The 24,474-nt window shown below is 64.0% G+C and carries 23 protein-coding genes; 15 read left to right on the top strand and 8 right to left on the bottom strand.

The window, feature by feature from the left end; translation table 11 throughout:
• The first annotated feature begins 103 nt into the window (after positions 1 to 103).
• Positions 104 to 1,402: a UDP-N-acetyl-D-mannosamine dehydrogenase gene (gene wecC, locus AAG591_RS05940; RefSeq protein ID WP_342530126.1), complete on the top strand. Its 1,299-nt coding sequence runs from the start codon at positions 104 to 106 to the stop codon at positions 1,400 to 1,402.
• A gap of 3 nt (positions 1,403 to 1,405) precedes the next feature.
• Here wecC and fabI read toward each other — a convergent pair whose 3' ends face one another.
• The 3 genes from fabI to AAG591_RS05925 are packed head-to-tail and all read right to left on the bottom strand — an operon-like array spanning position 1,406 to position 4,243.
• Positions 1,406 to 2,230, bottom strand: coding sequence for an enoyl-ACP reductase FabI (gene fabI, locus AAG591_RS05935; RefSeq protein WP_342530124.1), 825 nt, complete (start codon positions 2,228 to 2,230; stop codon positions 1,406 to 1,408).
• On the bottom strand, positions 2,227 to 3,231 hold the full coding sequence (locus AAG591_RS05930) for a YihY/virulence factor BrkB family protein (protein WP_342530122.1): 1,005 nt from the start codon (positions 3,229 to 3,231) through the stop codon (positions 2,227 to 2,229). The genes fabI and AAG591_RS05930 overlap by 4 nt, the downstream gene beginning before the upstream one ends.
• Positions 3,232 to 3,271: 40 nt before the next feature.
• Complete coding sequence (locus AAG591_RS05925; RefSeq protein WP_342530120.1) at positions 3,272 to 4,243, bottom strand: DnaJ C-terminal domain-containing protein; 972 nt, start codon at positions 4,241 to 4,243, stop codon at positions 3,272 to 3,274.
• Positions 4,244 to 4,422: 179 nt separating this feature from the next.
• On the opposite strand from AAG591_RS05925, the gene AAG591_RS05920 reads away from it, so the two are divergent.
• The 4 genes from AAG591_RS05920 to AAG591_RS05905 are packed head-to-tail and all read left to right on the top strand — an operon-like array spanning position 4,423 to position 9,090.
• Complete coding sequence (locus AAG591_RS05920) at positions 4,423 to 5,436, top strand: glycosyltransferase family 2 protein (protein WP_342530117.1); 1,014 nt, start codon at positions 4,423 to 4,425, stop codon at positions 5,434 to 5,436.
• Positions 5,396 to 7,147, top strand: a complete 1,752-nt coding sequence (locus AAG591_RS05915; protein WP_342530115.1) for an ArnT family glycosyltransferase — start codon at positions 5,396 to 5,398, stop codon at positions 7,145 to 7,147. Before AAG591_RS05920 ends, AAG591_RS05915 begins: the two co-directional genes overlap by 41 nt.
• A 6-nt stretch (positions 7,148 to 7,153) precedes the next feature.
• Positions 7,154 to 8,065 carry a hypothetical protein gene (locus AAG591_RS05910; protein WP_342530113.1) on the top strand — a complete coding sequence of 304 codons (912 nt, stop codon included), beginning with the start codon at positions 7,154 to 7,156 and terminating at the stop codon, positions 8,063 to 8,065.
• A 2-nt stretch (positions 8,066 to 8,067) separates the two neighbouring features.
• Entirely contained in the window at positions 8,068 to 9,090 is a 1,023-nt protein-coding gene (locus AAG591_RS05905) for a DUF354 domain-containing protein (protein WP_342530111.1), read from the top strand.
• Here the strand turns inward: AAG591_RS05905 and AAG591_RS05900 are convergent.
• Both AAG591_RS05900 and AAG591_RS05895 read right to left on the bottom strand, forming a co-directional pair.
• The gene (locus AAG591_RS05900; protein ID WP_342530110.1) at positions 9,087 to 9,887 is read right to left on the bottom strand and encodes a class I mannose-6-phosphate isomerase; all 801 of its coding nucleotides are present in this window, start codon (positions 9,885 to 9,887) and stop codon (positions 9,087 to 9,089) included. The two genes, AAG591_RS05905 and AAG591_RS05900, sit on opposite strands and share 4 nt — an antisense overlap.
• Positions 9,884 to 10,900, bottom strand: coding sequence for a mannose-1-phosphate guanylyltransferase (locus AAG591_RS05895; protein WP_342530107.1), 1,017 nt, complete (start codon positions 10,898 to 10,900; stop codon positions 9,884 to 9,886). The genes AAG591_RS05900 and AAG591_RS05895 overlap by 4 nt, the downstream gene beginning before the upstream one ends.
• Positions 10,901 to 10,980: 80 nt before the next feature.
• Between AAG591_RS05895 and pdxH the strand changes: the two genes are divergently transcribed.
• From pdxH to AAG591_RS05880, 3 genes are read left to right on the top strand one after another with little or no spacing between them, the layout of a single operon-like run.
• Entirely contained in the window at positions 10,981 to 11,598 is a 618-nt protein-coding gene (gene pdxH, locus AAG591_RS05890) for a pyridoxamine 5'-phosphate oxidase (protein ID WP_342530105.1), read from the top strand.
• Complete coding sequence (locus tag AAG591_RS05885) at positions 11,595 to 12,542, top strand: cation diffusion facilitator family transporter (protein WP_342530103.1); 948 nt, start codon at positions 11,595 to 11,597, stop codon at positions 12,540 to 12,542. The genes pdxH and AAG591_RS05885 overlap by 4 nt, the downstream gene beginning before the upstream one ends.
• Positions 12,539 to 13,339 (top strand): PhzF family phenazine biosynthesis protein, encoded by an 801-nt coding sequence (locus tag AAG591_RS05880; RefSeq protein WP_342530101.1) that lies wholly within the window; start codon positions 12,539 to 12,541, stop codon positions 13,337 to 13,339. The genes AAG591_RS05885 and AAG591_RS05880 overlap by 4 nt, the downstream gene beginning before the upstream one ends.
• A gap of 35 nt (positions 13,340 to 13,374) precedes the next feature.
• On the opposite strand, the gene AAG591_RS05875 is transcribed toward AAG591_RS05880, so the two are convergent.
• A complete protein-coding gene (locus tag AAG591_RS05875) occupies positions 13,375 to 14,508 on the bottom strand; it encodes a serine hydrolase domain-containing protein (RefSeq protein WP_342530098.1) in 1,134 nt (377 codons plus the stop codon).
• A 31-nt stretch (positions 14,509 to 14,539) separates the two neighbouring features.
• Between AAG591_RS05875 and AAG591_RS05870 the strand changes: the two genes are divergently transcribed.
• Positions 14,540 to 14,920, top strand: a complete 381-nt coding sequence (locus AAG591_RS05870) for a hypothetical protein (RefSeq protein ID WP_342530096.1) — start codon at positions 14,540 to 14,542, stop codon at positions 14,918 to 14,920.
• Positions 14,921 to 14,941: 21 nt separating this feature from the next.
• On the opposite strand, the gene mnmA is transcribed toward AAG591_RS05870, so the two are convergent.
• Positions 14,942 to 16,096 (bottom strand): tRNA 2-thiouridine(34) synthase MnmA, encoded by a 1,155-nt coding sequence (gene mnmA / locus AAG591_RS05865; RefSeq protein ID WP_342530094.1) that lies wholly within the window; start codon positions 16,094 to 16,096, stop codon positions 14,942 to 14,944.
• A gap of 127 nt (positions 16,097 to 16,223) precedes the next feature.
• Between mnmA and AAG591_RS05860 the strand changes: the two genes are divergently transcribed.
• The 6 genes from AAG591_RS05860 (at position 16,224) to AAG591_RS05835 (ending at position 23,397) form a co-directional block, all read left to right on the top strand.
• The gene (locus tag AAG591_RS05860) at positions 16,224 to 16,508 is read left to right on the top strand and encodes a hypothetical protein (RefSeq protein WP_342530092.1); all 285 of its coding nucleotides are present in this window, start codon (positions 16,224 to 16,226) and stop codon (positions 16,506 to 16,508) included.
• A complete protein-coding gene (gene sciP / locus AAG591_RS05855) occupies positions 16,505 to 16,804 on the top strand; it encodes a CtrA inhibitor SciP (RefSeq protein ID WP_342530090.1) in 300 nt (99 codons plus the stop codon). The genes AAG591_RS05860 and sciP overlap by 4 nt, the downstream gene beginning before the upstream one ends.
• A 120-nt stretch (positions 16,805 to 16,924) precedes the next feature.
• Positions 16,925 to 17,194 carry a GlsB/YeaQ/YmgE family stress response membrane protein gene (locus tag AAG591_RS05850; protein WP_342530089.1) on the top strand — a complete coding sequence of 90 codons (270 nt, stop codon included), beginning with the start codon at positions 16,925 to 16,927 and terminating at the stop codon, positions 17,192 to 17,194.
• Between the two features lie 243 nt (positions 17,195 to 17,437).
• Positions 17,438 to 18,634, top strand: coding sequence for an efflux RND transporter periplasmic adaptor subunit (locus AAG591_RS05845; protein ID WP_342530088.1), 1,197 nt, complete (start codon positions 17,438 to 17,440; stop codon positions 18,632 to 18,634).
• 6 nt (positions 18,635 to 18,640) lie between these two features.
• Positions 18,641 to 22,117 carry an efflux RND transporter permease subunit gene (locus tag AAG591_RS05840; RefSeq protein WP_342530087.1) on the top strand — a complete coding sequence of 1,159 codons (3,477 nt, stop codon included), beginning with the start codon at positions 18,641 to 18,643 and terminating at the stop codon, positions 22,115 to 22,117.
• Between the two features lie 59 nt (positions 22,118 to 22,176).
• A complete protein-coding gene (locus AAG591_RS05835) occupies positions 22,177 to 23,397 on the top strand; it encodes a DUF445 domain-containing protein (protein ID WP_342530085.1) in 1,221 nt (406 codons plus the stop codon).
• 150 nt (positions 23,398 to 23,547) lie between these two features.
• On the opposite strand, the gene AAG591_RS05830 is transcribed toward AAG591_RS05835, so the two are convergent.
• Positions 23,548 to 24,474: a hypothetical protein gene (locus AAG591_RS05830; RefSeq protein ID WP_342530084.1), complete on the bottom strand. Its 927-nt coding sequence runs from the start codon at positions 24,472 to 24,474 to the stop codon at positions 23,548 to 23,550.

Genomic DNA, 24,474 nt, shown 5'->3' with positions numbered 1-24,474 from the left:
GCCGTCCTCAGCGTCGGGGGCGTAGCGTTACCGATAAATTTACCGGCTTGGTACACAAGCTTGCGCGAACACACCCGCTGGCTGGCTGCTGGGGAAGGCGCGAATGACGAACGACAATCCGACTGTGGCGGTGGTGGGCCTGGGCTATATCGGCCTGCCGACCGCTGCGATCATCGCCCGAAGCGGCTGTTCGGTGATTGGCGTCGATACCTCGCCGAATGTGGTCGACACCATCAATCGCGGCGACATCCATATCGAGGAAGTCGATCTGGATGGCCTGGTGCAGGCGGTCGTCGCGCGTGGAACGCTGCGCGCCAGCAACGAAATGCCAGAAGCCGACGTGTACGTGATCGCCGTACCGACGCCCTTTCTGAAGGAAGCCGGACACGAGCCCGACACCGGCTACGTCATGTCGGCGGTCGACGCCATTGCGCCGGTCTTGCAAGCGGGCGCGCTGGTGATCTGCGAATCGACCTGTCCCGTCGGCACGACCAACGCGATCCGCGACCGCCTGTCGCTGCTGCGGCCCGATCTTGCGATGCCCGGCCTTGCTAGCGGCACGCCCGATATCGCAGTCGCCTATTGTCCGGAGCGGGTGTTGCCCGGCCGCATTCTGGAAGAGCTTGTCCATAACGACCGTTCGGTCGGCGGGATCACGCCGCGCTGTGCGCGCAAGGCGCTGGCATTCTACAAACGCTTCGTGCGCGGCGAATGCGTCACCACCGATGCGCGCAGCGCGGAAATGACCAAGCTGGTCGAAAACGCCTTCCGCGACGTCAACATCGCCTTCGCCAACGAGCTATCGATGATCGCCGACAAGCAGGGGCTCGACGTGTGGGAGGTGATCCGCCTCGCCAACCGCCACCCGCGCGTGAACATCCTCCAGCCGGGCCCGGGCGTGGGCGGGCACTGCATCGCGGTCGATCCGTGGTTCATCGTCCATGGCGCGCCCGAGGAAGCGAAGATTATCCGGCAGGCGCGCGACACCAATGATGCGAAGATGCACCATGTGCTCGCGCAGGCAAGCGAGCTGATCGCCGCAAATCCGGGCGTGCCCGTTGCGTGCATGGGCCTCGCCTTCAAAGCCAATATCGACGATTTCCGCGAGAGCCCGGCGCGCTTCGTCGCCGCGCGGCTCGCCCGCCAGTTCGGCGAGCGGATCCGGATTGTCGAGCCCTACGCGAAGGAACTGCCGGTCGAATTCGGCGAAACGGGCGCCAAGCTGGTCGATATCGACACCGCGCTCGAAACCTGCGGCATCCTGATCGTACTCGTCGACCACGACCTTTTCCGGTCGATCCCCGAAGAGGAACGCGCCGACGCGATCGTCTACGATACTCGCGGAATCTGGGGCAACCAGCAGGGCCGCAGTGGCCCAGCGGCATTGCGCCTCGCCAGCTGAGCGTCAGCCGAGCGCGATATCCGGCGCGTCTTCCTGTTTCATGCCGACCACGTGGTAGCCCGCGTCGACGTGGTGCGTTTCACCGGTCACGCCCGCAGACAGGTCGGACAGGAAATAGAGCCCCGATCCGCCGACATCCTCGATCGTGACGTTGCGGCGCAGCGGTGAGTTCAGCTCGTTCCATTTGAGGATGTAGCGAAAATCGCCGATCCCGCTGGCTGCCAGCGTCTTGATCGGCCCCGCGCTGATTGCGTTGACGCGAATGTTGTCAGGCCCGAGATCGTTGGCGAGATACTGCACGCTGGTTTCGAGCGCAGCCTTCGCGACACCCATCACGTTGTAGTGCGGGATGACCTTTTCGGCACCGTAATAGGTCAGCGTCAGGATGGAGCCGCCGCCTGAACCGTCCTCTGCCTTGGGTGGCATCATCGCCGCCGCGCGCTTGGCCACCGCGACGAGGCTGTAGGCGGAGATGTTCATCGTCATCAGGAAGTTGTCGAGGCTGGTGTCGACATATTTCCCGCGCAGCTCGCTCTTGTCCGAAAAACCGATCGCGTGGACGACGAAGTCGAGCTGATCCCAGTGCCCCTTCAGCGTCTCGAACGCGGCATCGAGATTGGCCATGTCGCTGACATCGCACGGAATGAGGATATCGGAGCCCAGCTGGCTCGCGAGCGGGCGGACACGCTTTTCCAGCGCTTCACCCTGAAAGGTGAAGGCGAGTTCGGCGCCATGCTCGGCAAGCTTCTGGGCGATGCCCCATGCAAGCGACTTGTCGTTCGCAAGCCCCATGATGAGCCCACGCTTGCCTTCCATCAGACGGGTCACGGTTTCTTCCTTTCCATTGCCAGCGCCTCGGGCGCGATACGCGATTCCAGAGCGTTATCCCGCATCGCGAGCCGCTCTTCTTCCGGGGTTTCGGCCAGCGCCGCATTCAGCTGCGCCCCGATAACGAGCCCGAGCCCGACCAGCCAGAAAAACAGTAGCGTTATAATGATTCCCGCAAGCGATCCGTAGGTCAGATTATACGCAAAAAAGCTCCGCAGTACCTGAGGCAGGGCCACCGTCACGCCGACCCACCAAAGTGTCGTCGCGACTGCACCGGGCCATTTGGGATAGCGCTTCTTGCGATAGGGGCTGGGAGTGAGGATGTAGAACAGCGCATAGATCGAACCGAACAGGCCGAAACCTGGGACGAACCGGGCCAGGGAAAGCTGGTCCAGCACATCGCTCAAAGGCGGGAAATAGGCATCGATCACCTGCTGCGCTGCGCCAATCGTCACCTGCGCGATCAGGGAAAACAACAGCAATATGACCGCGCCGATGATCATTGCGGTCGAGGCGAGACGGTAGAGCCAGAAGGCTTGCGTCGGTTCCGTCCCGTAGGCTCGCCTCAGCAAATCGCGGATCGTTTCGATCAGGCTGCCGACGGTCCACAGGCCCACTATGCCGCCTACCCATAGCAGCCAGCCCTGCCGCGAATCGATAACGCTTCGCGCGACGGGCTCGATCACTTCGGCAACCACCGGCGGCATCGCCAGCAGAATTGCGTTGATGCTGGCCGCACGCTCGCTCCCCTCGCCCAGCGCAGCGAAGATCGCCGCCCCGGTGATGAAGAACGGGAAGATCGCCAGCATCGACATGTAGGCGAGATTGCCTGCGTAAAGGAAACCGTCGTTGAAGGTCCCGACGAAAACCCTGCGCGCCACTTCGAACGATCGGGCGTGTCGGTGGAGCGCGGTTGCCGGGGTGCCTTGCAACTCTTGCGCTTCGCGGCGACGATCCTCGGGGGTCAGTGAATGGATCTGGCGCGATTCGGGATCGGGCAATGCCTGCCGCAAGCGAGGAATGAGGCGGCGCAATCGCAAATCAGGCGCCCAGGTCTGCGCGCGGATTCGCCCCGTCGGTCCAGCCTTCGAGCGCCTTTTCCAAGGGCGCGATATCGTCGGGCAGAACGATCTGTATCGTTACCAGCTGATCGCCGCGGCCACCGCCCTTGCGCGAAAATCCCTTGCCGGCGAGGCGCATGGTCGTGCCCCCGCTTGTGCCGGGCTTGATCGTCAGCATGACCGGGCCGTCGACAGTGGGCACGCGCACCTTGCCGCCACGCAATGCCTCGCTCAGCGTGATCGGTAAGTCGAGCCGGACGCGGTCGCCGTCGCGCTCGAAATGCGGGTGCCTGTCGATCTCGATCGTCACCAGTGCATCGCCTGAACCGCCGGGCCCCGCTTCGCCCTTGCCGCGCAAGCGCATCTGAGTGCCGCTCTCGACACCGGCGGGCAGCTTGAGGTCGATCGTCTTGCCGTCCTGCAGCGTAATCCGCTGCTCGATCAGCCGCGCGGCATCCACGAAGGGGACCCGCAGGCGATAGGCGATATCCGCGCCCTTGCGCGGCGGGGGAGCGCTGCGACCGAATCCGCCGCCCATGCCCGATCGCGGGCCGCCGCCACCCATCGGCCCGGCCCGGCCGCCGCCGAACAGGCCCTCGAACAGGTCGCCAAGATCGACTTCCTCGCCGCCTGCGCCCCGGAATCCTTCCGAATAGCCGGCGCCCGGCCCGCCTCGGCGACCTCCGCCAAAGCCGCCACCGCCGCCCATGCCGCCGAACGGATTCGTCGGGTTGCCTTCCAGATCGATCTCGCCCCGGTCGTATCGACCGCGCTGCGTCTTGTCGGACAGCATGTCGTAGGCCTTGGTAATATCGGAAAACTTCTCGGCCGCCTTGGGATTGTCCTTGTTGCGGTCCGGATGCAGCTGCTTGGCGAGCTTGCGATAGGCGCTCTTGATTTCCTGCTCGGTCGCGTCGCGCCCGACGCCGAGGATGTCATAAGGGTCCGCCATCCCCGCTAGCTAGATTTGCGAAGGGCTCTGCGCAAGGCGCTTGGCGACGCGAAGCCATCGCGAGACGACGGACATCATTGGATTTTCCTTGCGGCGCGCGCTGCCGGGCGCCGCCGTGTTTAGGAATTCTCAACCATAATCGGGTGAAGAGGGCGCAAGGGAAGGGCCCGGAACCGCCAATGTTGCTGCTGATCCAGATACCGTGCTTCAACGAGGAGCAGACGCTGCCGCAGACGCTGATCGATCTGCCGCGGACGATCCCCGGTATCGACCGGGTCGAAATTCTGGTGATCGATGACGGTTCGAGCGACCGGACCAGCGAAGTCGCCCGCCGTTACGGCGCACATCACATCATCCGCAACGCCACCAATCGGGGCCTCGCCGCCTCATACGCGCGCGGGATCGAGGAATGCCTGCGGCTGGGCGCGGACATCATCGTCAACACCGATGGCGACAACCAGTATTGCGGGGCGGACATCGCCAAGCTGGTCGGGCCGGTCGTGGAAGGCCGTGCGGATATCGTGATCGGTGACCGGCAGACCGCCAAGATCGCCCATTTCTCTCCGATAAAGCGCGTGCTCCAGCGGCTCGGCAGTCTTGCGGTTTCCACGCTATCGGGCGCTCGCGTTCCCGATGCCGTTTCCGGCTTTCGCGCAATCAGCCGCGAGGCGGCGCTTAAATCCAACATCGTTTCGCCCTTCAGCTACACGATCGAGACCGTGCTGCAGGCCGGACGCAAGAAGCTGAAGATCGTCTCCGTCCCGGTCGCAACCAATGCCGCGACGCGCGAGAGCCGCCTGTTCACCAATATCCCGAGCTTCATCGCCAAACAGCTCAAGACGCTGATCCTGATCTACGTCATGTATTCGCCCTTGCGCGCTTTCAGCGCGATCGGTCTGACGCTGGGGCTGATCGGCCTGCTACCGATCGCGCGTTTCGTGTGGCAGTTTGCCCAGGGCGACGGGGCAGGGCACCTGCAATCGCTGGTGCTGGGCGGCGTGCTGTGCGTAATGAGCTTCATCGCCTTTGCGGCAGGCCTGCTGGCCGACGTTGTTTCACGAAACCGCCAGCTGCTGGAGATTACGCTCGAGAAAGTCCGCCGCATTGAACTTGCGCAGGACGTGCAGGGCAATGCCATCGAAGACACTGGCGATGGCAGCGACACACCCATTTCTCTGCGCGCCAGAAGTTAGCGGGATGACGGGTATCGCTGCGCATCCTGCTCCGACGCCGGCCCGGCGCGGTTTCGGAATCGTCGAGCGGCTCTCCGCCCGCGCGGTTGCTGGCGCAGCCTTGGGATTGCTGCTGCTCGTCCAGTTCACGCAGGTGTTTCGCCGCGCAATCAACTGGGACGAATTCTGGCATTACAACCATTTGATCCAGTTCCAGAACGGCGAACTGGCAAGACCGCTCAACACTCTGCATGTCCGCGCGTTCTCGTGGGTGACCGACCTGCCCGGCAATGCGGTCGATCACATCGTCGTGATCCGCCTGTTCATGTTCGGGTGCGAGCTGGCGATCGTCGCCGGGATCATTGCGCTTGCCACCCGCTTTACCGACCGCGTTACGGGCCTGCTTTGCGCGCTTGCCTACCTATCCTTCCCGTTCGTGTTCCAGCACGGCTATTCTTTCCGCTTCGATCCGCCCTCGACGGCGCTGATGATGGGCGCGCTGTGGGTGCTCGCAGTCCGACCGCTCGATGTGCGGAGCATGCTGGGCGCGGGGTTGCTGATCGGTACGGCGCTGATGGTCACGATCAAGATCGTCCTGCTGCTGCCTGCCTTTGCCGGAATTCTCTGGTGGCGGTGGAGCGAACGGCGCTTCGCGTGGGATTATGTGGTGCGGGTCGCCGTGACCGGTGCGATCGCCTTGGCGAGCGCGGGCGTGATCTTCGCGCTCCATTCGCGGGGCATTGCCGGCGTCGCGTCGGAAAATGCCGCCAACATTGTCGAGGGTTCGGGTGCGACGATGTTCGCGCTCGAGGCCAAACCCTATTGGCCGGTCGCGATTGCCGCAGCGCAGATGGCTCCGCTGGTGACGCTCCTCCTTGCGCTGTTTCCCATTGCGCTGTGGAAGTGGAAGGCGACCCGGGCCGAGAAAATCGCCCTCGTGGGCCTATATCTGCCGCTGACGACGCTGCTGTTCTATCACAACACCGCGCCGTATTATTACGTCTTCATGCTGCCGTGGGTGCTGATCGCGTGCAGCATTGCTATGCCTTTTATCAACGCGCGGATCACCGCCTCGGGCACGGCTGCGCTGTTCCTGGTGTTCGGCCTGATCGGATACGCGTTCGAAGAAGAAAGCCCGATCGACAAGCAGCGCGCGCTGATCGACACGGCCTACGCCACCTTCCCGAAGGACACCGCCTATTTCGACTTCATGGGGATGCTGGCCGAACGGCCCAAGGCCAATCCTTTCGTGACTCCGGCAACGCTCAAGCAATATCATCTGGCGAACCGTTCGATCTATCGCGCGGCAATGGAGGAGCGGCCGGTGCCCCTGCTGGTCGATGACGATTACCAGTTCCAGCAGCTGTTCGCCGAGCCCTACGTGCCGACCCTGACCGAAGGCGGCGTGCCGCACTTCAGCCCCGAAGATGCCGAGGCGCTGCGCGACACGTACCTGCACTGGTGGGGTCCGTTCTATCTCGCGGGCGAGGATATCCCGTCCGGTTCGGAGCCGTACCGCTTCGAAATCCGCGTACCGGGCACTTACACCGTGGAAGGCGGTGCACTGGCGTTGGATGGACGGACCTATCGCCCGGGTGAGATCGTAACGATCGACCGTGGCGCGCATGTGGTCACCGGTTCGCGTGAGAAGCCCGCACGGATCATCTGGGGTGAGCGCCTGCACCGTCCATCCACGCCGCCGCCCGACAAACCATATTTCATGGGCTGGTAGTTGGCGATGATGCCTCTCGACCCTTCCGACCTCCAAGCGCAGAAACCGCGGCGCGCCACATTGATCGAGCGGCTGCATCCGACGCTCGCTCTGGCGAAGGATTTTCTTGCGCGGCGCCGCAGGGCGCTGCTTGGCATCGCGACGATCCTGTTCGTCGGTGGATTTGCCTGGTCGCTCGACGCGGCGCAGATCGGCCTCGCCGCAATCGCTTGGGTTTGGCTGCTCGCCTCGGTCTTCCTTGGCTTCGCGGGTGTCGTGCTCAACGGGCTCGAACTTGGTCTGTGCGCCGCGGCCGTAGGCAAGCGCTTCCCGCCTATCGAAGCCATCCGCCTGTCGAGTGTCGGAATCCTCTCCAACCTCCTGCCCATTCCGGCGAGCGCGCTTGTGCGGGGGGGAGGGCTGGTCGCCAGGGGTGCGTCGGTCGTCGAGAGCGGGCGTATCCTGCTCTACGTCGGGTTGCTGAGGTTCACTGTCGCGGGCGCGTTCACCGGGGTGGCGCTGACTTCGTTTCCGCTCGTCGGGGGGAGCCTGCTGGCAAGCGCGGCCCTGTTCGCGCTGATCGTGAGGTCGGGAGGGTTTCGGGTTGCCACCGGCCTGCTTGGGTTGCGTGTCGCCATGCTGGGTGTGGTAGCGGTTCGGCTGCTGCTGTGCTTCTGGGCGCTCGGTGCCTCTGCCGACCTCTACGATGCGGCGCTCCACGCCATCGCTCCCGTGGTGGGCTCCGTCGTCGGCCTGGTTCCCGGAGGTATCGGCGTGTCGGAAACGATTGGCGCAGGGCTAGCGATGATTGTCCGCCAATCGCCTGCAGTGGCCTTCGCCGCGCTCGCGCTGAACCGGCTCGGCGGATACCTCTGCTCCTTCATAACGCTGGCGCTCTTCGAAGCGGCAGATCTGGTGCGACAGAGGCGTCCGGCCTGACGATGCGTGTGCTGTTCGACATCGTCCACCCCGCACACGCACTGTTCTTTAAGAACGCGATCGAGCGGTTGCGCAGCGAAGGGGCCGAGATCGCCATAGCCTCGCGCCACAAGGACGTGACGGTCGACCTCCTCGACAGCTGGGGTTTCGACCATCGCCCGGTAACACGAGCCGGGGCGGGCGCTCCTCAGCTGGCGATAGAGCTGGTGAAGCGCGATGTCGCGGTGTGGCAAATGGCGCGCAAACTCCGCCCCGATGTGATGGCCGGGTTCGGCGGGGTGGCGATTTCGCATGTCGGAAAGCTGCTCGGCATTCCGGCGATCTCCTTCTACGATTCGGACAACGCGGCGTTGCAGACCGCGTTGACGTGGCCCTTCATCACCCATGTCTACACCCCCGAAAGCTATGCCGGGCCTCTGCCCGAGGGGCGGCATTCGCATTTTCAGGGGCCGAAGGAGCGTGCCTTTCTCGAGAATTTCGAGCCCGATCTCGCGACCGCGAAGCGGTGTGGGTTCGACGAGACGCGCGACAACTTTCTTGTCCGCACGGTGAGCTGGAACGCCAATCACGATCTCGGGAAGGCCGGGTGGGATGTCGATACGCTGCGGCAGCTGGTCGCTCAGCTGTCGCGCCACGGCCGGGTGCACATCAGCGCCGAGGGCGACTTGCCAAGCGATCTTGCGGCCCATGCCTATGCCGGTCGCCCTGCCGACCTGCACCACCTGATGGCGCTATGCCGTGGCTACGTGGGCGAGTCGCTCACGATTGCGCGCGAATGCGCTGTGCTCGGCGTGCCCGCCGTAACGCAATGTTCGGACATCAACGGCATCTCGCGCGAGCTGGAAGAAAAAGGCCTCGTCATCGGCCTGCGCGGTGGCGGGGAGAAGGAGTTGCTAGAGGCCGTCGCGTGGATGCTGGCCATCGATCCGGCGGAGCATCTGAAATTGCGCGATGCCTATCTGGCAAAGGTCGGCAGGCTCACCGAATTCGTCACCAACGCCATCCGGAACGCGGCTCGGCGCTAGGCTGCAGAGGTGTCCTCGACCAGGATCAGGCTGGCTCCGTTGGAGAGGTCCAGCCCATCGGTTCCGCTCACGAGTGTGCAGGTCCCCACGGCAAGTGGCTGACCTGCAAGCGACGCACCCTCCGTCAAAGGCAGGATTAGTGTGTGGCTCGCGAAACGTCCCTCCGGTACGGCGCCGTCGCTCGCCAGCTTTGCGAGGCGAAAGAAGGGGCCGTCGAGAAGCTCGGAGTAACCTTGGTCCGGTGCGCGGGAATGAAGCGCAGACGCGTATACGTCGCGGTTCGCGATCCTGAGCGCGTCTTCCAGATGCAGTTCGCGCGGGCGACCATAATCGTACAGCCGGTAGGTAACATCGCTGTTCTGCTGCACTTCGAGCAGGGTGATGCCTGCGCCGAGCGTGTGGATCGTGCCTGCAGGGATCGAGAAGAAATCGCCACGCGTCACCTCGACATAACCAAGCATCCGCTCGATCGACCCGTCGAGTGCGGCAGCGCGAAGTTCGTCAGCATCCATCTCTTGCGTCAGCCCGACTGCCAGTTTGGCCCCCGGTTCGGCGTCGAGGATATACCAGCATTCGTTCTTGCCGCGCCAACCCGCAGGCGCCTGAGCGTCGTCCGGGTGGACCTGTACGCTGAGCGCGGCATCGGTGAAGATGAACTTGACCAGCAGATTGGCGAGTTCCGGTGGGGAATCGAACCAGATTTCACCGAGCGGCTCGTCATGTGGGTTCGTGAACGGCGCTGGCGGCGTTTGCCGACCCCAGACCTTGGGCAAGGAGTGGGTTGGAAGTTGCCTCATGTCCGCTTCACCCCGTCCAGATCGCCGACATCCTGAGCGCTGCTCGCGCTTGTGACGAGGATGTCGTTTCCATCGACGACCACGATGACATCGTCGAGGCCGACCACGCTCACGCGTGGGCCATCGGTGTCGACCATCACTCCCGTGCTATCGTGCAACTCGTGAGGGCCGCTGGACGCGCCTCCGCGCGCCTCGCGCACGGCCTTCCAGTCCCCGATGTCGGACCAGCCCATTGCCGCGGGCACCATCGCGGCGCGCGTGGTGTTTTCCATGACCGCGTAGTCGATCGATTCTCCCTCGATACGTGCGAAAGGCGACTGTGCCGGGCGAAAAACCTGGCCCTCGGTTTCTCCTTCGCTCACGGCCGCCTCGCACAGCCGGGCCATTACGGGCCGGTGCGCCTGCAACTCTTCCAGAAAACGCTCCCGGCCGAAGACGAAGATTCCGCCATTCCAGCTGTATCGCCCGTCGGACAGAAAGCCCTTCGCGGTTTCGAGGTCGGGTTTCTCTACAAAGGCTTCGAGTGCATAGCCGCCGGGCAGCCTTGCGCCGCGCTTCAAATAGCCGTAGCCGGTATGCGGGCTGACAGCTTCGATCCCGAACGAGACGAGGTATCCGTCACGAGCCAGTTTGGCCGCCGCCTCCGCCGCTTCGCGAAAGGCCTGTTCGTCCCCAATATGATGGTCGCTCGGACAGACCAGCAAAACGCTCCCCTCGGGCGCGCGGTGCGCCGCGAGGGCGATAGCGGGTGCGGTATTGCGCCCGACCGGTTCGGCGATGATCGCAAGCCCGCCTCCACCCTGTTCGCGCACTAATGGCAGGTGCGCTTCGCCAGCGACCACAAGTGGAGCGGCGAAGTGTTCGGGATCGGCGACCCGATCGAGCGCCTTCTGGAAGAGGGTTCGCCCGCCCAGCAGGGCGAGGAAGGGCTTGGGTTTTGATGCACGGCTGCGCGGCCATAGTCGCGTGCCGCCACCGCCGCACAGGATAACTGGCTGGATACTCACCGTCATGGGCTCTGGCTCTAGCGACCAGCCCGGACAAATTGAATGGCCTAATTGCCGCCGCGCGGAGTGGAGGCTAGGGCTCGGGCATGAGTGAAAGCCAGCCCGCCGCGTCCACCAGTGCGTTGCCTCATGGCGATCCGCTGGGGCTGTTCGACACATGGATGGCCGAGGCGCGCGCATCCGAACCCAATGATTCGAACGCGATGGCGCTCGCGACCGCGACCCCGGAGGGCCGCCCGTCTGTTCGCATGGTGCTGCTGAAGGGCCACGGACCCGAAGGTTTCACCTTCTACACCAATGCGCATAGCCGCAAGGGTGAGGAAATCCGCGCCAACATGCATGCGGCGCTGCTGTTTCACTGGAAGAGCCTGCGCCGCCAGATCCGCATCGAAGGGCCGCTGTCGCAGGTCGCCGACACGACGGCGGACGAGTATTTCCATTCGCGCGCCCGTGATTCGCAACTGGGCGCCGTCGCCTCCGACCAGTCCCGCCCGCTTGAAGATCGCGCTGTCTTCGTCGATCGCTTTCGGGCTGCTAAGGAGCGGTTCGAAGGCCAAGAGGTCGATCGCCCAGCCTATTGGACCGGGTTTACGCTGACGCCCGAAAAGATCGAATTCTGGCTCGACCGCGACAACCGTCTCCACGACCGCCGCGTATTCACGCGCGAGGGTGGCGGGTGGAGCAGCACTTTGCTCTATCCATGAGAAGCGGCTCGGCCAGCGAGAGGGCAAGCCTCGGCCGCAGCGCGGCCGTGGCGTCGATCGCGACCGCAGTCCTGCTGGTGGCGCTCAAGCTGTGGGCGGTGTGGCAGACCAACTCGATGGCCCTGCTCGGCTCGCTGGCGGACAGCGCGCTCGATCTGGTGGCCAGTCTCGTCACGTTGCTGGGCGTCATCGTCGCTGCCCGTCCCGCCGACCGGACGCATCGGTTCGGCCATGGCAAGGCAGAAGCGCTCGCGGCGATTTTCCAGGTCATGCTGATCGCGCTTTCGGCTGCCGGTATCGCGATGCGTTCGGGCGAGGCGCTGGTTGCCGGGCAGCGCGTCGCGGGCGCGCAGGAAGGCATCCTGGTCAGCGTGATTGCCATTGTCGCGACACTGGCACTGCTTGCCTACCAGCGGTTCGTGATCGCCCGCACACGTTCGATCGCGATCACGGCGGATCACGTGCATTATCAGTCCGACCTGCTGCTGAACCTCGCCGTGATCGTGGCGCTGGTGCTGGACCGGTATGCAGGTCTTTCCGGAGCGGACCCGCTGTTCGGCCTCGGCATTGCCGCATGGCTTTTGTGGGGCGCATGGCGCGCCGGGGGGAATGCGATCGATCACCTGATGGACCGCGAGTGGCCAGACGCGAAACGGCAGCAGTTCGTTGCGGTCGCCGCACGCCATCCGGAGCTTTCGCGCCTGCACGACCTGCGCACCCGCACCAGTGGTGGTGTGGATTTCGTGCAGTTCCACGTGGATCTCGACGGCAACAAGAGCATTGCCGAGGCGCACGACATTCTTGAAGCCGTGGAACAGGACCTGTGTCGCGAGTTTCCTGGGATCGAGCTTTTGATCCACGTAGATCCCGCAGGCCACGTCGACGAACCTGGCAACATGCTGGTCGAACAGGATGAGTTCGCCAAACTGGAGAGCAACGAATGATCGCGCTTCCCTATTGGCACGTCGATGCCTTCGCCGACCGCCCCTTCGGCGGCAATCAGGCGGCCGTCATGCCGCTCGACACGTGGCTGCCCGATGCGACGTTGCAGGCGATCGGCGAAGAGAACAACTTCGCCGAAACCGCCTTCGTCGTGCGGGACGAGAGCGGGGAGGCGGACTGGGAATTGCGCTGGTTCACCCCGACCAGCGAAGTCGCACTGTGCGGTCACGCGACGTTGGCTGCGGGTCACGTGCTCCTGAACCGTGACGGGGGCGACGCGGTCACGTTCCGGACCCGCAAGGCGGGCGTGCTCGAGGTCAGGCGCAATGCCGATGCCTACGAACTGGCACTGCCGATCACACGGGTGGAAGAGGCGACATTTCCCGCCCTGCTCGCCGCGCTGCACGCGAAGGCGCCATTGTTCGAATCGGTAAGCGGGGCCGAACAGACCACCATCGTGCTGCTGGAGAATGAATCGGCCGTCCGCCGCCTGCAGCCGGACATGATGGCGCTTGCGAAAATCGACCGCATGGTGATCTGCACCGCCCCGGGGGACCACACCGATATCGTCAGCCGCGTATTCGTGCCTGCCTGGGGTGTGCCCGAGGACAGCGTCACCGGCTCCGCCCATGCCGCGCTCGCACCCTTCTGGGCCGCGCGGCTGCGGCGCGACACGATGAGCGCGTTTCAGGCATCGACGCGCGGTGGGCAGCTGACCTGCCGGCTCGAAGGCGAGCGCGTGTGGCTTGGTGGGCCTTGCGCGACGGTTGTCGAAGGCACGTTCTACCTTCCCGGCTGACCGGGACTGCTGGCGGACCGGTGATGGCAGGTTCGTCAGTCGGTCGGGTACAGCTCGACCACGTCGTTGACCTGGCGCAGCAGCGCACGACGCTGCTCGCTGTCCGAATGGCCCAGCCGGACAATCGTCAGCTTCTGCTTGGGCGAGACGACGATGTACTGACCCATATGGCCGATGGCGGCGAATATCCCCTTCGGCTTGTCGATCGGATACAGTGAATCCTGCGGATCGCTGGCCTGCGTGTTCAGCCAGATTTGCCCGCCATAAAAAGGCGCAGGCGGGCTCGGCTCCAGCATGAAATCGATCCATTGGCGCGGAACCAGCTGGGTCCCGCGATAGCTGCCGTGGTTGCGCAGGAATTCGCCGAATCGCGCCCAGTCGCGCAGGTTGCCGTGGATCGCGCTGCCGCCGATCAACGTTCCGGCGGCATCGTATTCAGGCACCATCGACGTCATCCCGAGCGGCTCGAACAGGCGCGTGCGCAGGTAGGTATCTACGGCCTTGCGGCGCGTTTCGGGGTCCGTGCTGTTATCGGTCAGGACATCGGCTGCGATGTCGGCGAGGATGACCGTGGTGTTGCTCGAATATTCGAACTTCTCTCCCGGCTCGGCCTCCAGCGGCTGCTCTTCTGCGAACTTCGCCATGTCGTCTCGCTGGTCGAGAAAAAGCATTCGCACTTCGCTCGATTCATATGGCGGATCGCCGGCTTCGGTGTGATCGAGCCCGGATCGCATCTGCAACAGGTCGCGCAGCGTAATCTCGGCGCGCGCATCGCCCGGTCGCTGCCAATTGGGGACGGGCGCAGGCTCGTCGAGCTCGAGTGCGCCATCGGCGACGAGCATGCCGATCATGACTGCGGTCACCGTCTTGGCCATCGACCAGCTGATGAAGCGGGTGTCGGCATCGTAGCCATCGGCATAACGCTCTGCGACGATTTCGCCCCCATGCATCACCATGGCTGCGCGCGTCTCGCCGATGCCCTGGTTTTCGTCGAAGAGGTCGGCAAAATCCATTGCCAGTCGTTCGCGTCCGACGCCTGGGCTTTTGGCGATGACCGCGAGTTCGGACTCGCTCGGGCCAAGGTCCGGCTCGGCACCTCCGCCGCAGGCGGCAAGCGACAGGACGAGGCAGACAGGGCTTGCAAGCGCGAGGTGGCGGAGCGACAACATGGGCGCAGCAATTCGCACGAGAGACGCCCCTTTGGCAACGACCGAAACCCCTTCCGCAACCACTCATTTCCGTGAAAAGCCTACGCGGCGCCTATGGCCGCGCATCCTGCTGGTCGCGGTCTTGGTGCTGCTGTCTGTCGGCGTGGTCGGTTGGTTCGCCAACCGCGCGGCGATCAACGGCTATGCGGTAACCGGCGCGTCCTATGCTGCGCGCGTCGCCTGCTCGTGCCGCTATATCGGCGGGCGATCGATCGGCGACTGCGCGAAGGACAAGGTCGCCGGGATGGAACTGGTGAGACTGTCCGAGGACCCCAAGACGAAGAGCGTCACCGCAACATTCCCGCTCGTAGCCAGCCAGACCGCGACATATCGTGAGGGGTATGGCTGCGTGCTGGAGAAATGGGCGGATTAGAAACGCGCCGCCACGCGGTGGTTAGGCCGCGGCGACCGTCCGGTCGATCCAGCCGCCGCCGACCACGCGTTCCCCCGCGTAGATGACCGCAGCCTGCCCCGGCGCGACGCCGAATTCGGGCGATGCGAATCGGATATCGACCGGCGCGCCGTCTCCGAGCGACCCATCGAGTGTGATTGCGACAGGCTTCGCCAGCGAACGCACCTTCGCCGTAAGAGGCACGTCGGGGAGCGGGCCGATCCGGTTGGTTTCGACCAGTCGCGCGCTCGCCGTGGCGAGCATCGCCTTGGGCCCGACCCGCACTTCGGACGCCGCAGCATCGAGCTCGACGACATAAAGCGGTTCGGGCTGGCCACCGATTTCGAGCCCGCGCCGCTGACCGACCGTGAAATGGATGACGCCCGCGTGCTGGCCCAGCGTCTCACCGGTCTGCGCGTGGACGATTGCGCCGGGGGTCCCACCCTCGGGGCGCAGCTTCTCGACGATTTTCGCGTAGTTGCCATCGGGAACGAAGCAGATGTCCTGGCTGTCCGGCTTGGCGGCGTTGCGCAGCGAAGCGGCTTCGGCCAGTTCGCGCACCTGCGTCTTGGGCATTGCACCCAGCGGGAAGCGCAGGAAATCGAGCTGCGGCTGGGTCGTCGCGAAAAGGAAATAGGACTGGTCGCGGCTCGCGTCTTCCGCTCGAAGCAGCTCCGCACCGCCGGGCCCCATCGCACGGCGCACGTAATGACCCGTAGCGAGGCAATCGGCATCGAGTTCGCGCGCCATTTCTAGTAGGTCGGTGAACTTCGGCCCCATATTGCACCTGATGCAGGGAACCGGGGTGCGCCCGGCGAGGTAATCGTCGGCGAACTGTTCCACCACCGACTCCCGAAACGCGCCCTCATGGTCGAATACATAGTGCGCGATACCCAGCCGATCGGCCACGGCGCGCGCGTCGGCGATATCGTCGCCCGCGCAGCACGCTCCCTTGCGGCCCGTGGCGGCACCGTAATCATAAAGCTGGAGCGTGATCCCGACCACGTCCGCGCCGCTCGCGGCGGCGAGCGCGGCAACCACCGAACTGTCGACCCCGCCCGACATGGCGACGACGATGCGGCACTCGGAGGCCGGTCGCGGCAGATCGAACAGCGCGGCGGCTGCATCTGCGGTGGAGAGGATTGTGGAATGGGACATAAATGCTCGCGGTGCAGCATATAGGCCCCTGCCTTGGTGAGACAAGCGGAGGTCTTCCATCGCTGTCTGGGCCGAAAATGTCCCTTCTTTACCGCTTGTTGACCATCTTGAAGCTAATGATCGGGGCATGTTCGAAGGACTTGAGCCAATCGTTGCGCAGGACGATGCGACAGGTGAGGGCGGGCTGCGGCGCGTCGGCTGGGCGGAGCTTACCGCCGCGATCAGCCTGTCGCGCAATCTTGCCAGGGACGAGCAGGGATTGCTCGCGCAGGCTGGCCCGTCCTTCGATAACAGCGAAGCGAAAGAACAACGCGGCATTAACCTTAGGTCTTTAGCGAGCCGCAAAGCGCCCGAGCGTACGGATGGGATCAGCGCAACCCAAACCCCCAGGCGCCACCGAGAGAAACCATGATCGAGAACCAGAAAATCAAGCCAGACCAGGTGATCGGCCCGCTCGGCGAGCCGCTGACCGTCGCCGACCTGCCCTCACCTAAGACCAAGCGCTGGGTTATCCGGCGCAAGGCGGAAGTGGTCGCAGCGGTCAATGGCGGCCTGCTGACGATCGACGAGGTTCTGGAACGCTATGGACTGACGCTGGAGGAATTCGCGTCCTGGCAGCGTGCGGTCGATCGCTCGGGCATGCAGGGCCTTCGGGTCACGCGCATCCAGCACTATCGCGACCTCTACGAACGCCAGCTGAAGTATTGATCGCCTGCCGAGGCGACGCGCTCCAGACTCACAATTCGTCGCTCGTCGGGAACTTGCTGTCCCCCGGCTCCGTTGCAGACCCGTAACTCGAACGGGTTTGATAATAACAGGAGTTGGGACATGTTGAGTTGGATTATCGCGATCATCGTGGGCGGCGTTGCAGGCTGGATCGCCAGCATGATCATGGGGCGCGATGCCTCGATGGGCATTTTCTGGAACATCATCGTCGGTCTGATCGGCTCGCTGATCGGTAACTGGATCGGCAATGCCTTCTTCGGCGTTGGCGGTCCGATCGGTGCGTTCAGCCTGACCGGCTTCATCGTAGCCATCGTCGGTGCGGTCATCCTGCTGGCGATCGCCAATCTGGTTCAGCGCGGTCGCGTCCGCTAACCTTACAAAACCGACAAGCACCATTGGGGCGGTCCGACACGAGGTCGGGCCGCCCTTTTTCGTATCCGAACCGCGATCGGCGGACACCTGACTGATGTTCCTTCGTCTTGCCCGCTTTGCGGTTCGTAGAGCAGTCGATTGCTTGCCGGTTGTGGGACGCGTAAGGCAGGGGTGGATCGACGGATCGCCCCGGAGGCCTCGAGCAGGCGAGGCGTGCACCCCCTAGGGAATGGACTTGCACTGATGAACTACCAACCCCCGGTCGGCCGTGAGGATGAAAAACACCCCATGACACAAACCTACTCCACAACCGTAGACGACCAGCCGAAGAGCAATCGGACGCGCGCCATCATCATCGGCATTGTCGTCGTGCTTATTGTCGCGGTGGTGGGCGGCTGGTTCTTCCTGAGCGCTGCCAACGACAGCCCGGCAGAGGCGGGTCCGGCGGACCAGGCACCGGAAATTACGGTCGTCCAGCCCGGCAGCGGCACGATCGAAGGCACCATCAACGCCAGCGGAACGATCGCCGCACGCCGTGCGCTTCCCGTCGGCGTCGTGGGCGAGGGCGGACGGGTCGTCTCGGTGAATGTCGATCAGGGCCAGTGGGTTAGGGCAGGCCAGGTGCTCGCCTCGATCGACCGTTCGGTCCAGAACCAGCAGGCCCGCGCCCAAGCGGCGCAGGTGCAGGTGGCCCGGGCCGACGCCGAACTGGCGCAGAACAATCTCGACCGCGCGCTGCAGCTGGTAGAGCGCGGCTTTGTTTCGACTGCCGATGTCGACCGGCTGACTGCGACACGCGATGCCGCGCGAGCGCGTGTGAACGTCGCGCAGGCGCAACTCGCGGAGCTTCGCGAGCGCAATGCACGCCTCAATATCGTCGCACCGGCTTCGGGCCTGGTGCTCGAACGTAATATCGAACCGGGCCAGACGGTAAGTGCCGGGATCGCCTCGGCCTTCGTGATCGCTCAGGGTGGCGAGATGGAGCTGCGCGCGCAGGTTGGCGAAAGCGACCTTCAGAAGCTCTCCGTCGGCGTTCCGGCGGAAGTAACCCCGGTCGGTTCGAGCAAGACCTACACCGGTCAAATCTGGCAGGTCGAGCCGACAGTCGATGCACAGAGCCGTCAGGGGACGGCGCGCATCGCCCTCAACTACGAACCCGGCCTCCGCCCCGGCGGCTTCGCCAGCGCGACGATCCGCAGCGGCACCACGGTCGCGCCCTTGCTGCCGGAAAGCGCGGTGCTGGCGGACGATAACGGCACCTACGTCTACATCGTGGACAAGGCCAATACCGTCCAGCGGCGCCCCATCGAAACCGGCATGGTCACTCCGAACGGTATCGCGGTCACCAAAGGCCTGACGGGCGACGAACGGATCGTGGTCAGCGCGGGTGGCTTCCTTAACCCGGGTGAAAAGGTCAATCCCGTCGTGCGAAAGAAGTAATCTACGATGAACTTCCGCAACATCTCCGCATGGTCGATCCGTAACCCCGTCATTCCGCTGGTGTTCTTCACCGCGCTGCTATTCGCTGGCCTGCTCAGCTTCTGGCAGATGGACGTGGTCAACAACCCGGAGATCGAATTCCCGGCAGTCAACGTCAACATCTCGCAGCCCGGCGCGGCGCCGACCGAGATCGAGAACCAGATAACCCAGCTGGTCGAATCCGCCGTCCGCTCGATCAATGGCGTCAAGACAATCAATTCGACCGCGTCGGAAGGCAATTCGAGCACCTTCATCGAATTCGAGATCGGAACCGATCCCGACGATGCCGTTTCGGAAGTGACCAACGCGATCAACACCGTCCGCGGGTCGCTGCCCGACGGTATCCTCGAACCGCGGGTTTCCAAGCAGGAAATCTCGGGCGGTTTCCTGGGCATCTATGCGGTCGAAGCCGACGACATGACGCTCGAACAGCTCAGCTGGTTTATCGACGATGTCGTCGCCAAACGTCTGCTGGGCGTGGAAGGCATGGCCGAAGTCAATCGCTTCGCCGGGGTCAACCGCGAGATCGAGGTGATCCTCGATCCCGCGAAAATCCAGTCTTACGGCGTGACCGCGAGCCAGCTGAACAGCGTGCTGCGGCAGAACAACCTGAACGCAGCTGGCGGTGCAGCCGAGGTCGGCGGGACGCGCCAGTCGGTTCGCGTGCTCGGCAACAGCCAGGATGCCTACTCCCTCTCGCAGCAGCAGATCCAGCTCGGCGACGGGCGGACGGTCAAGCTTGCGGACGTAGCCACCGTACGTGACGGGTTTTCCGAACAGGACTCGATCAGTAAGGTTCGCGACAAGGAAGTCGTCAATTTCGCGATGTCGCGTGCAAAGGGATCGTCGGACGTATCGACCTTCCATTCCGCGCTCGAGGAAATCGAGAAGATCGAAGCCGAAAATCCCGGAGTGCGCTTCATCCAGCTGTTCAACACGGTGAAATATACTGAGGAACAGTACGAAAGCTCGATGGCGATGATGATCGAGGGCGCGCTGCTCGCGGTGGTTGTCGTATTCTTCTTCCTGCGCGACTGGCGTGCGACGTTCATCTCGGCGGTCGCAATCCCGCTCTCCGCGATCCCGACCTTCTGGTTCATGGATCTGCTCGGGTTCAACCTGAACTCATTATCCCTGCTTGCGCTTGCATTGGTGGCGGGGGTGCTGGTCGACGATGCCATCGTTGAGATCGAGAACATCGTCAGACACATGCGAATGGGCAAGAACGCCTACCAGGCGTCGATCGACGCGGCGGACGAGATCGGCCTGCCGGTGGTCGCGACCAGTTTCTGCATCGTCGCAGTGTTCCTGCCCGTGGGCCTGATGCCGGGCATTTCCGGCCAGTTCTTCAAGAACTTCGGGATCACCGTGGTGATCGCGGTGCTGATGTCGCTGGCCGTTGCCCGCATGATCACGCCCATGCTGGCGGCTTACTTCCTCAAGTCCAAAGGCCATGCCAGCCATGGCGAAGGCCCGGTGATGGATCGCTACATGGGCATCCTCCACTGGTCGCTGGAACGCGGCAAGATGATGCGCCGCCGCGACGGGATCGAGCCGCCGACAAAGCGCTTCTTCTACATGATCCTGCTTTTGTTCACGATCCTGCTGCTGATCGCGATTACCGGCGGGATCTTCTTTGTTGCGAACCAGATGATCGGCACCCTTGGCCTTGCGCAAGCGGCGGGCAATGCCGTCGCATCTTCGCCGGAATCGGTTGCGGGCACATTCTACAGCCGCATCGTCGGCATCGCCCAGCTGGCGGTCGCAGCAATCCTTGCATTCGGTGCCGGTTGGGGCGCGCTCAAGCTGTTCGGGCTCCTCGCGGGAATCTTCGGCAGGCGGATGCGCGAAGTCTGGCGCTATCTGGAAGCGCGCTTCTACGATCATCGCGTGTGGATGCTGATGATCGGCTATTTCTCGCTTCTGCTGACGATCCAGCTGTTCATGAACGTGCCTGCGCAGTTCCAGCCGCTGGTCGATAGCGACAACAGCCAGGTCCAGATCGAGATGGTGCCGGGCACCACGCTGGAAGATACCGAGCGGGTGGCCGACCGGGTCGCGGCAATCCTCTATCAGCAGCCCGAAGTCGAGCGCGCGCTCGAACGGGTGCGGATGGGTAGCGCGACGCTTTACGTTTCCCTGTCGCCCGACCGTGAGCGGACCTCGATCCAGTTTGAGCGCCAGCTGGCTCCCGAACTGGCCAAGATCCCCGACGCGCGCGTGCGCTTCCAGTCGCAGGGCGGCGGTTTCGGCAGCGGGCGCGACATCACCGTGATGCTCGCCGGTTCGAACCCGGAAGTGTTGCAGGAGACGGCTTCGCAACTGGTCGAACAGATGAAGGGGCTCGACACGCTGGTCGCGCCGCGGATCGAAGCGGATCTCAACCGGCCCGAGCTGATCATCACGCCGCGCCCGGACCTGGCCGCCGACCTTGGCGTGTCGACCGTCGCGCTCAGCCAGACGATCCGTATCGCCACACTGGGTGAGATCGACCAGAGCGCGGCCAAGTTCTCCCTGTCCGACCGGCAGATCCCGATCCGCGTCAAGCTGCCCGAAACTTCGCGCGAAAGCCTGACGACGATCGAGAATCTGCCCGTGCCCACCCTGCGTGGCGGCACCGTGCCACTGTCGCGCGTTGCCGACATCAGCTTCGGCTCGGGACCGACGGCGATCCAGCGCTACAACCAGAGCCGCCGCGTGCTGGTCGGCGCGGACCTGGCGCAGGGTGTCGTCAGCGGGACCGCGCGCGAGCAGATCGACGCTCTGCCGGCTCTGCAGGACCTCCCGCAAGGCGTTACACGCGACGCGGTGGGCGACGAGCAATGGCAGAACGAGCTGATTACGAGCCTGATCTACGCGGTAATCTCCGGCGTGTTGCTGGTGTTCGCGGTGCTGGTGCTGCTGTACAAGCGCCTGATGAGCCCGCTGGTGAACATGACCAGCCTCGCACTCGCGCCGCTGGGCGGGATCTTCTTGGTCTGGCTGGTCGGCCAACCGCAATCGATGCCGGTCTATATCGGCGTGCTGCTGCTGCTGGGCATCGTGTCGAAGAACTCGATCCTGCTGATCGACTTCGCGATCGAGGCGATGGCCGAGGGGCGCGACAAGATGGACGCAATTCTCGATGCTGGTCACAAGCGTGCCCAACCGATCGTGATGACGACCTTCGCGATGACTGCCGGGATGATCCCGACCGCGCTTTCGGGTGTCCTCGGATCGGGCGATGGCGCCTGGCGCGCCCCGATGGGGACGATGGTGATCGGCGGGTTGGTCGTCTCGACCCTGCTGACTCTGCTGATCGTGCCGGCTGGGTTCAGCCTTGCCGACGGGTTCGAGAAACGCGTTGGCCCGTGGCTGCGCGATCGCGTGCTCAGCTATCGTCCCGGTGACGACAGGAACGCCGGGCATCGCCACGGCGGGGGCGAGGCTGCCCCGGCCGAGTGACGCGCGCGCCGACCATCAGCACCCATTCTGCGATCGCTCCACTCGATCGCGCGAAAGGCATGCGCCGCACCGCCACCTTGATGCTGGTGCTGATGGTGGCGATTTTCGCGGCCAGCCACTGGGCGATCGGGGCCCACCCGCAATGGGCCACGGGGCTGGGTTATGTAAACGCGTTCGCAGAGGCGGCGATGGTCGGCGGGCTGGCGGACTGGTTCGCGGTGACCGCATTGTTCCGCCATCCGCTGGGCGTGCCGATCCCGCACACCGCGATCATCCCGCGCAAGAAGGACCGCATTGCCGACACCATGGCACAGTTCCTGCGCGACAATTTCCTGACCCCTTCGGTGGTGGCGCGACGGATGCGGCGGATGAACGTCGCCGTCTCGGCTGGCGAGTTCCTCGTCAACCGTGAAGGCGGAGAACGCTCGCGCTTCATGGGCGGCGGTGCCGAGCTGGTGGCCGAGGTGCTCGAGTCGCTCGATCCGGAACGGCTCGGCTTGCGGGTGCGCCAGGGTCTTGCGGGCCAGCTCTCCAAGATCGAGCTGTCGCCCCTGCTGGGCAGTCTGCTGGAGAACCTGATCGCCGACGGTCGTCACCGTCCGCTGCTCGACGGGTTCATCCGGTGGGCAGGCCTGACGCTGGAGGACAACGAAGATGCGGTGCGCGAGATCATTCGTTCGCGCGCCAATTCGGTTCTGCGCTGGACCGGGCTCGACAGCCGCATTTCAAGCTCGGTGCTCGATGGAGTGTACCGCCTGCTTGCCGAGGTGCTCGTCGATCCCGAGCATCCGATGCGCGAGAAAATCGATGCATCGCTGGTCAAGCTTGCGTCACAGCTCAAGACCGATCCGGAGATGCGCGCAAAGGTCGAAGCGGTAAAGATGGACCTGCTCGAAAACCCGGCGCTTGCCGACTGGTGGATGGGGGTGTGGGAACGGATCAGGCTGTCGCTGATCGCGCGTGCACGCGACCCGCAAAGCGCGCTGGGAGACGAGCTGCGTGAAGGCCTGCGCGAAGTCGGTCGCGCGCTTCAGGACGATCCGCGTCTGCAGGCACAGATCAACCGTTTCGCCCGCCGCACCGCCGTGGGGATGACGTCCCGCTACGGCGCTCAGATCGTCGCATTGGTATCAGAAACGGTGAAGCGCTGGGATGCCGGCACGGTGACCGACCGGATCGAAAGCGCGGTTGGCCGCGACCTCCAGTTCATCCGCATCAACGGCACGCTGGTGGGCGGACTGGTCGGAGTGACGCTCCACGCGATTACGCAGCTGTTCTAGAAATCCGTATCGCTGGGCCGTCTATCGAGACAGCACGAATCTCACCGTATTGCGATAATAGGATGCGATAGGCGTCAAGCTCGCACGCCGTAGTTCTGAGCACCGGCGGGACGGGGAGGGCCGAACCGGCATGCACGGCTCCTGCCCTAATCAGGGCATCTGGAAACGAACCGTGCCGAGGTAGACCGACGTGATCGGCTCGCCGTTCACATCGAGCGCAGGTTCAAAGCGAGCACGCTTTTTCAAACGGGCACAGCTGATCTCCGCGAACTCGGCCGAGTCGGTCAGGCCGGAAACATCGCAATCGACCGGAAGGCCCTCCTCGTTCACGGTCAGACGGAATTTGATGATGGCCTGTCCGCCCTTCCACAATTCCGAAACCGGGTAGTCGGTCGACCTGATCCAGTTGCCGGGATCGTTCGTCGGTTCCACCCTGCGCGAAAGTTCGCGGTGCGCCGCCACATCGATCCCCCAGGTCGAAACGAGATCTTCCATGCATTTCTGCAACGCCGCAATCGGCTTCTCCATCGGACCGGTGGCGAGGGTTACGGCCCTCCTCCGCCGTTCGATCCGGAACCACTCGATCTGCGCGGCGCGCTCATCCGGGAAGGTGCGCCCGATGACATCGAATGGGCCGGGCGCGACATAGCCTTCCGGTCGGTCCTCTGCTTCGGAAGGAAGCGTCCCAAGCTTGCCCATCGAGATGATCGCGGCGGGCTTGAACTCTCCCAGATCGCCTTCGACAGCCGTGACATCGGTGGCATCCTCGAATGGTCCGAATTGGATTTGGACATCTTCGGGCGAGGGTTTCAGGTACAAAGATCGCATGGGACGTCCGGCGACGATGACGGAGAAGTGATCTCCGGGCAGCGCCTGCTCGATCGCGAAGACCACCTTGTCCTCGCCTTCGCCGAACGTACGCATGAGCCGGCAGTTCTTCTCGGCGTAATTGAGGTTCCAGCTGGAGGACGGCTGGAGCAGGGCCGGTTCCTGTTTTGCGCTGGCGCCATACGAAAAAGCCGCCGAGGCGATAATCATCACCGCGGCGGCTTTGAATGCTGTCTTGCGATCGATCAT

Source organism: Citromicrobium bathyomarinum, from assembly GCF_038594485.1.
Taxonomy (GTDB): domain Bacteria; phylum Pseudomonadota; class Alphaproteobacteria; order Sphingomonadales; family Sphingomonadaceae; genus Alteriqipengyuania; species Alteriqipengyuania bathyomarina_A.
The sequence above is the reverse complement of the archived record's forward strand: the minus strand, read 5'-3'. Positions and strand labels throughout refer to the sequence as shown.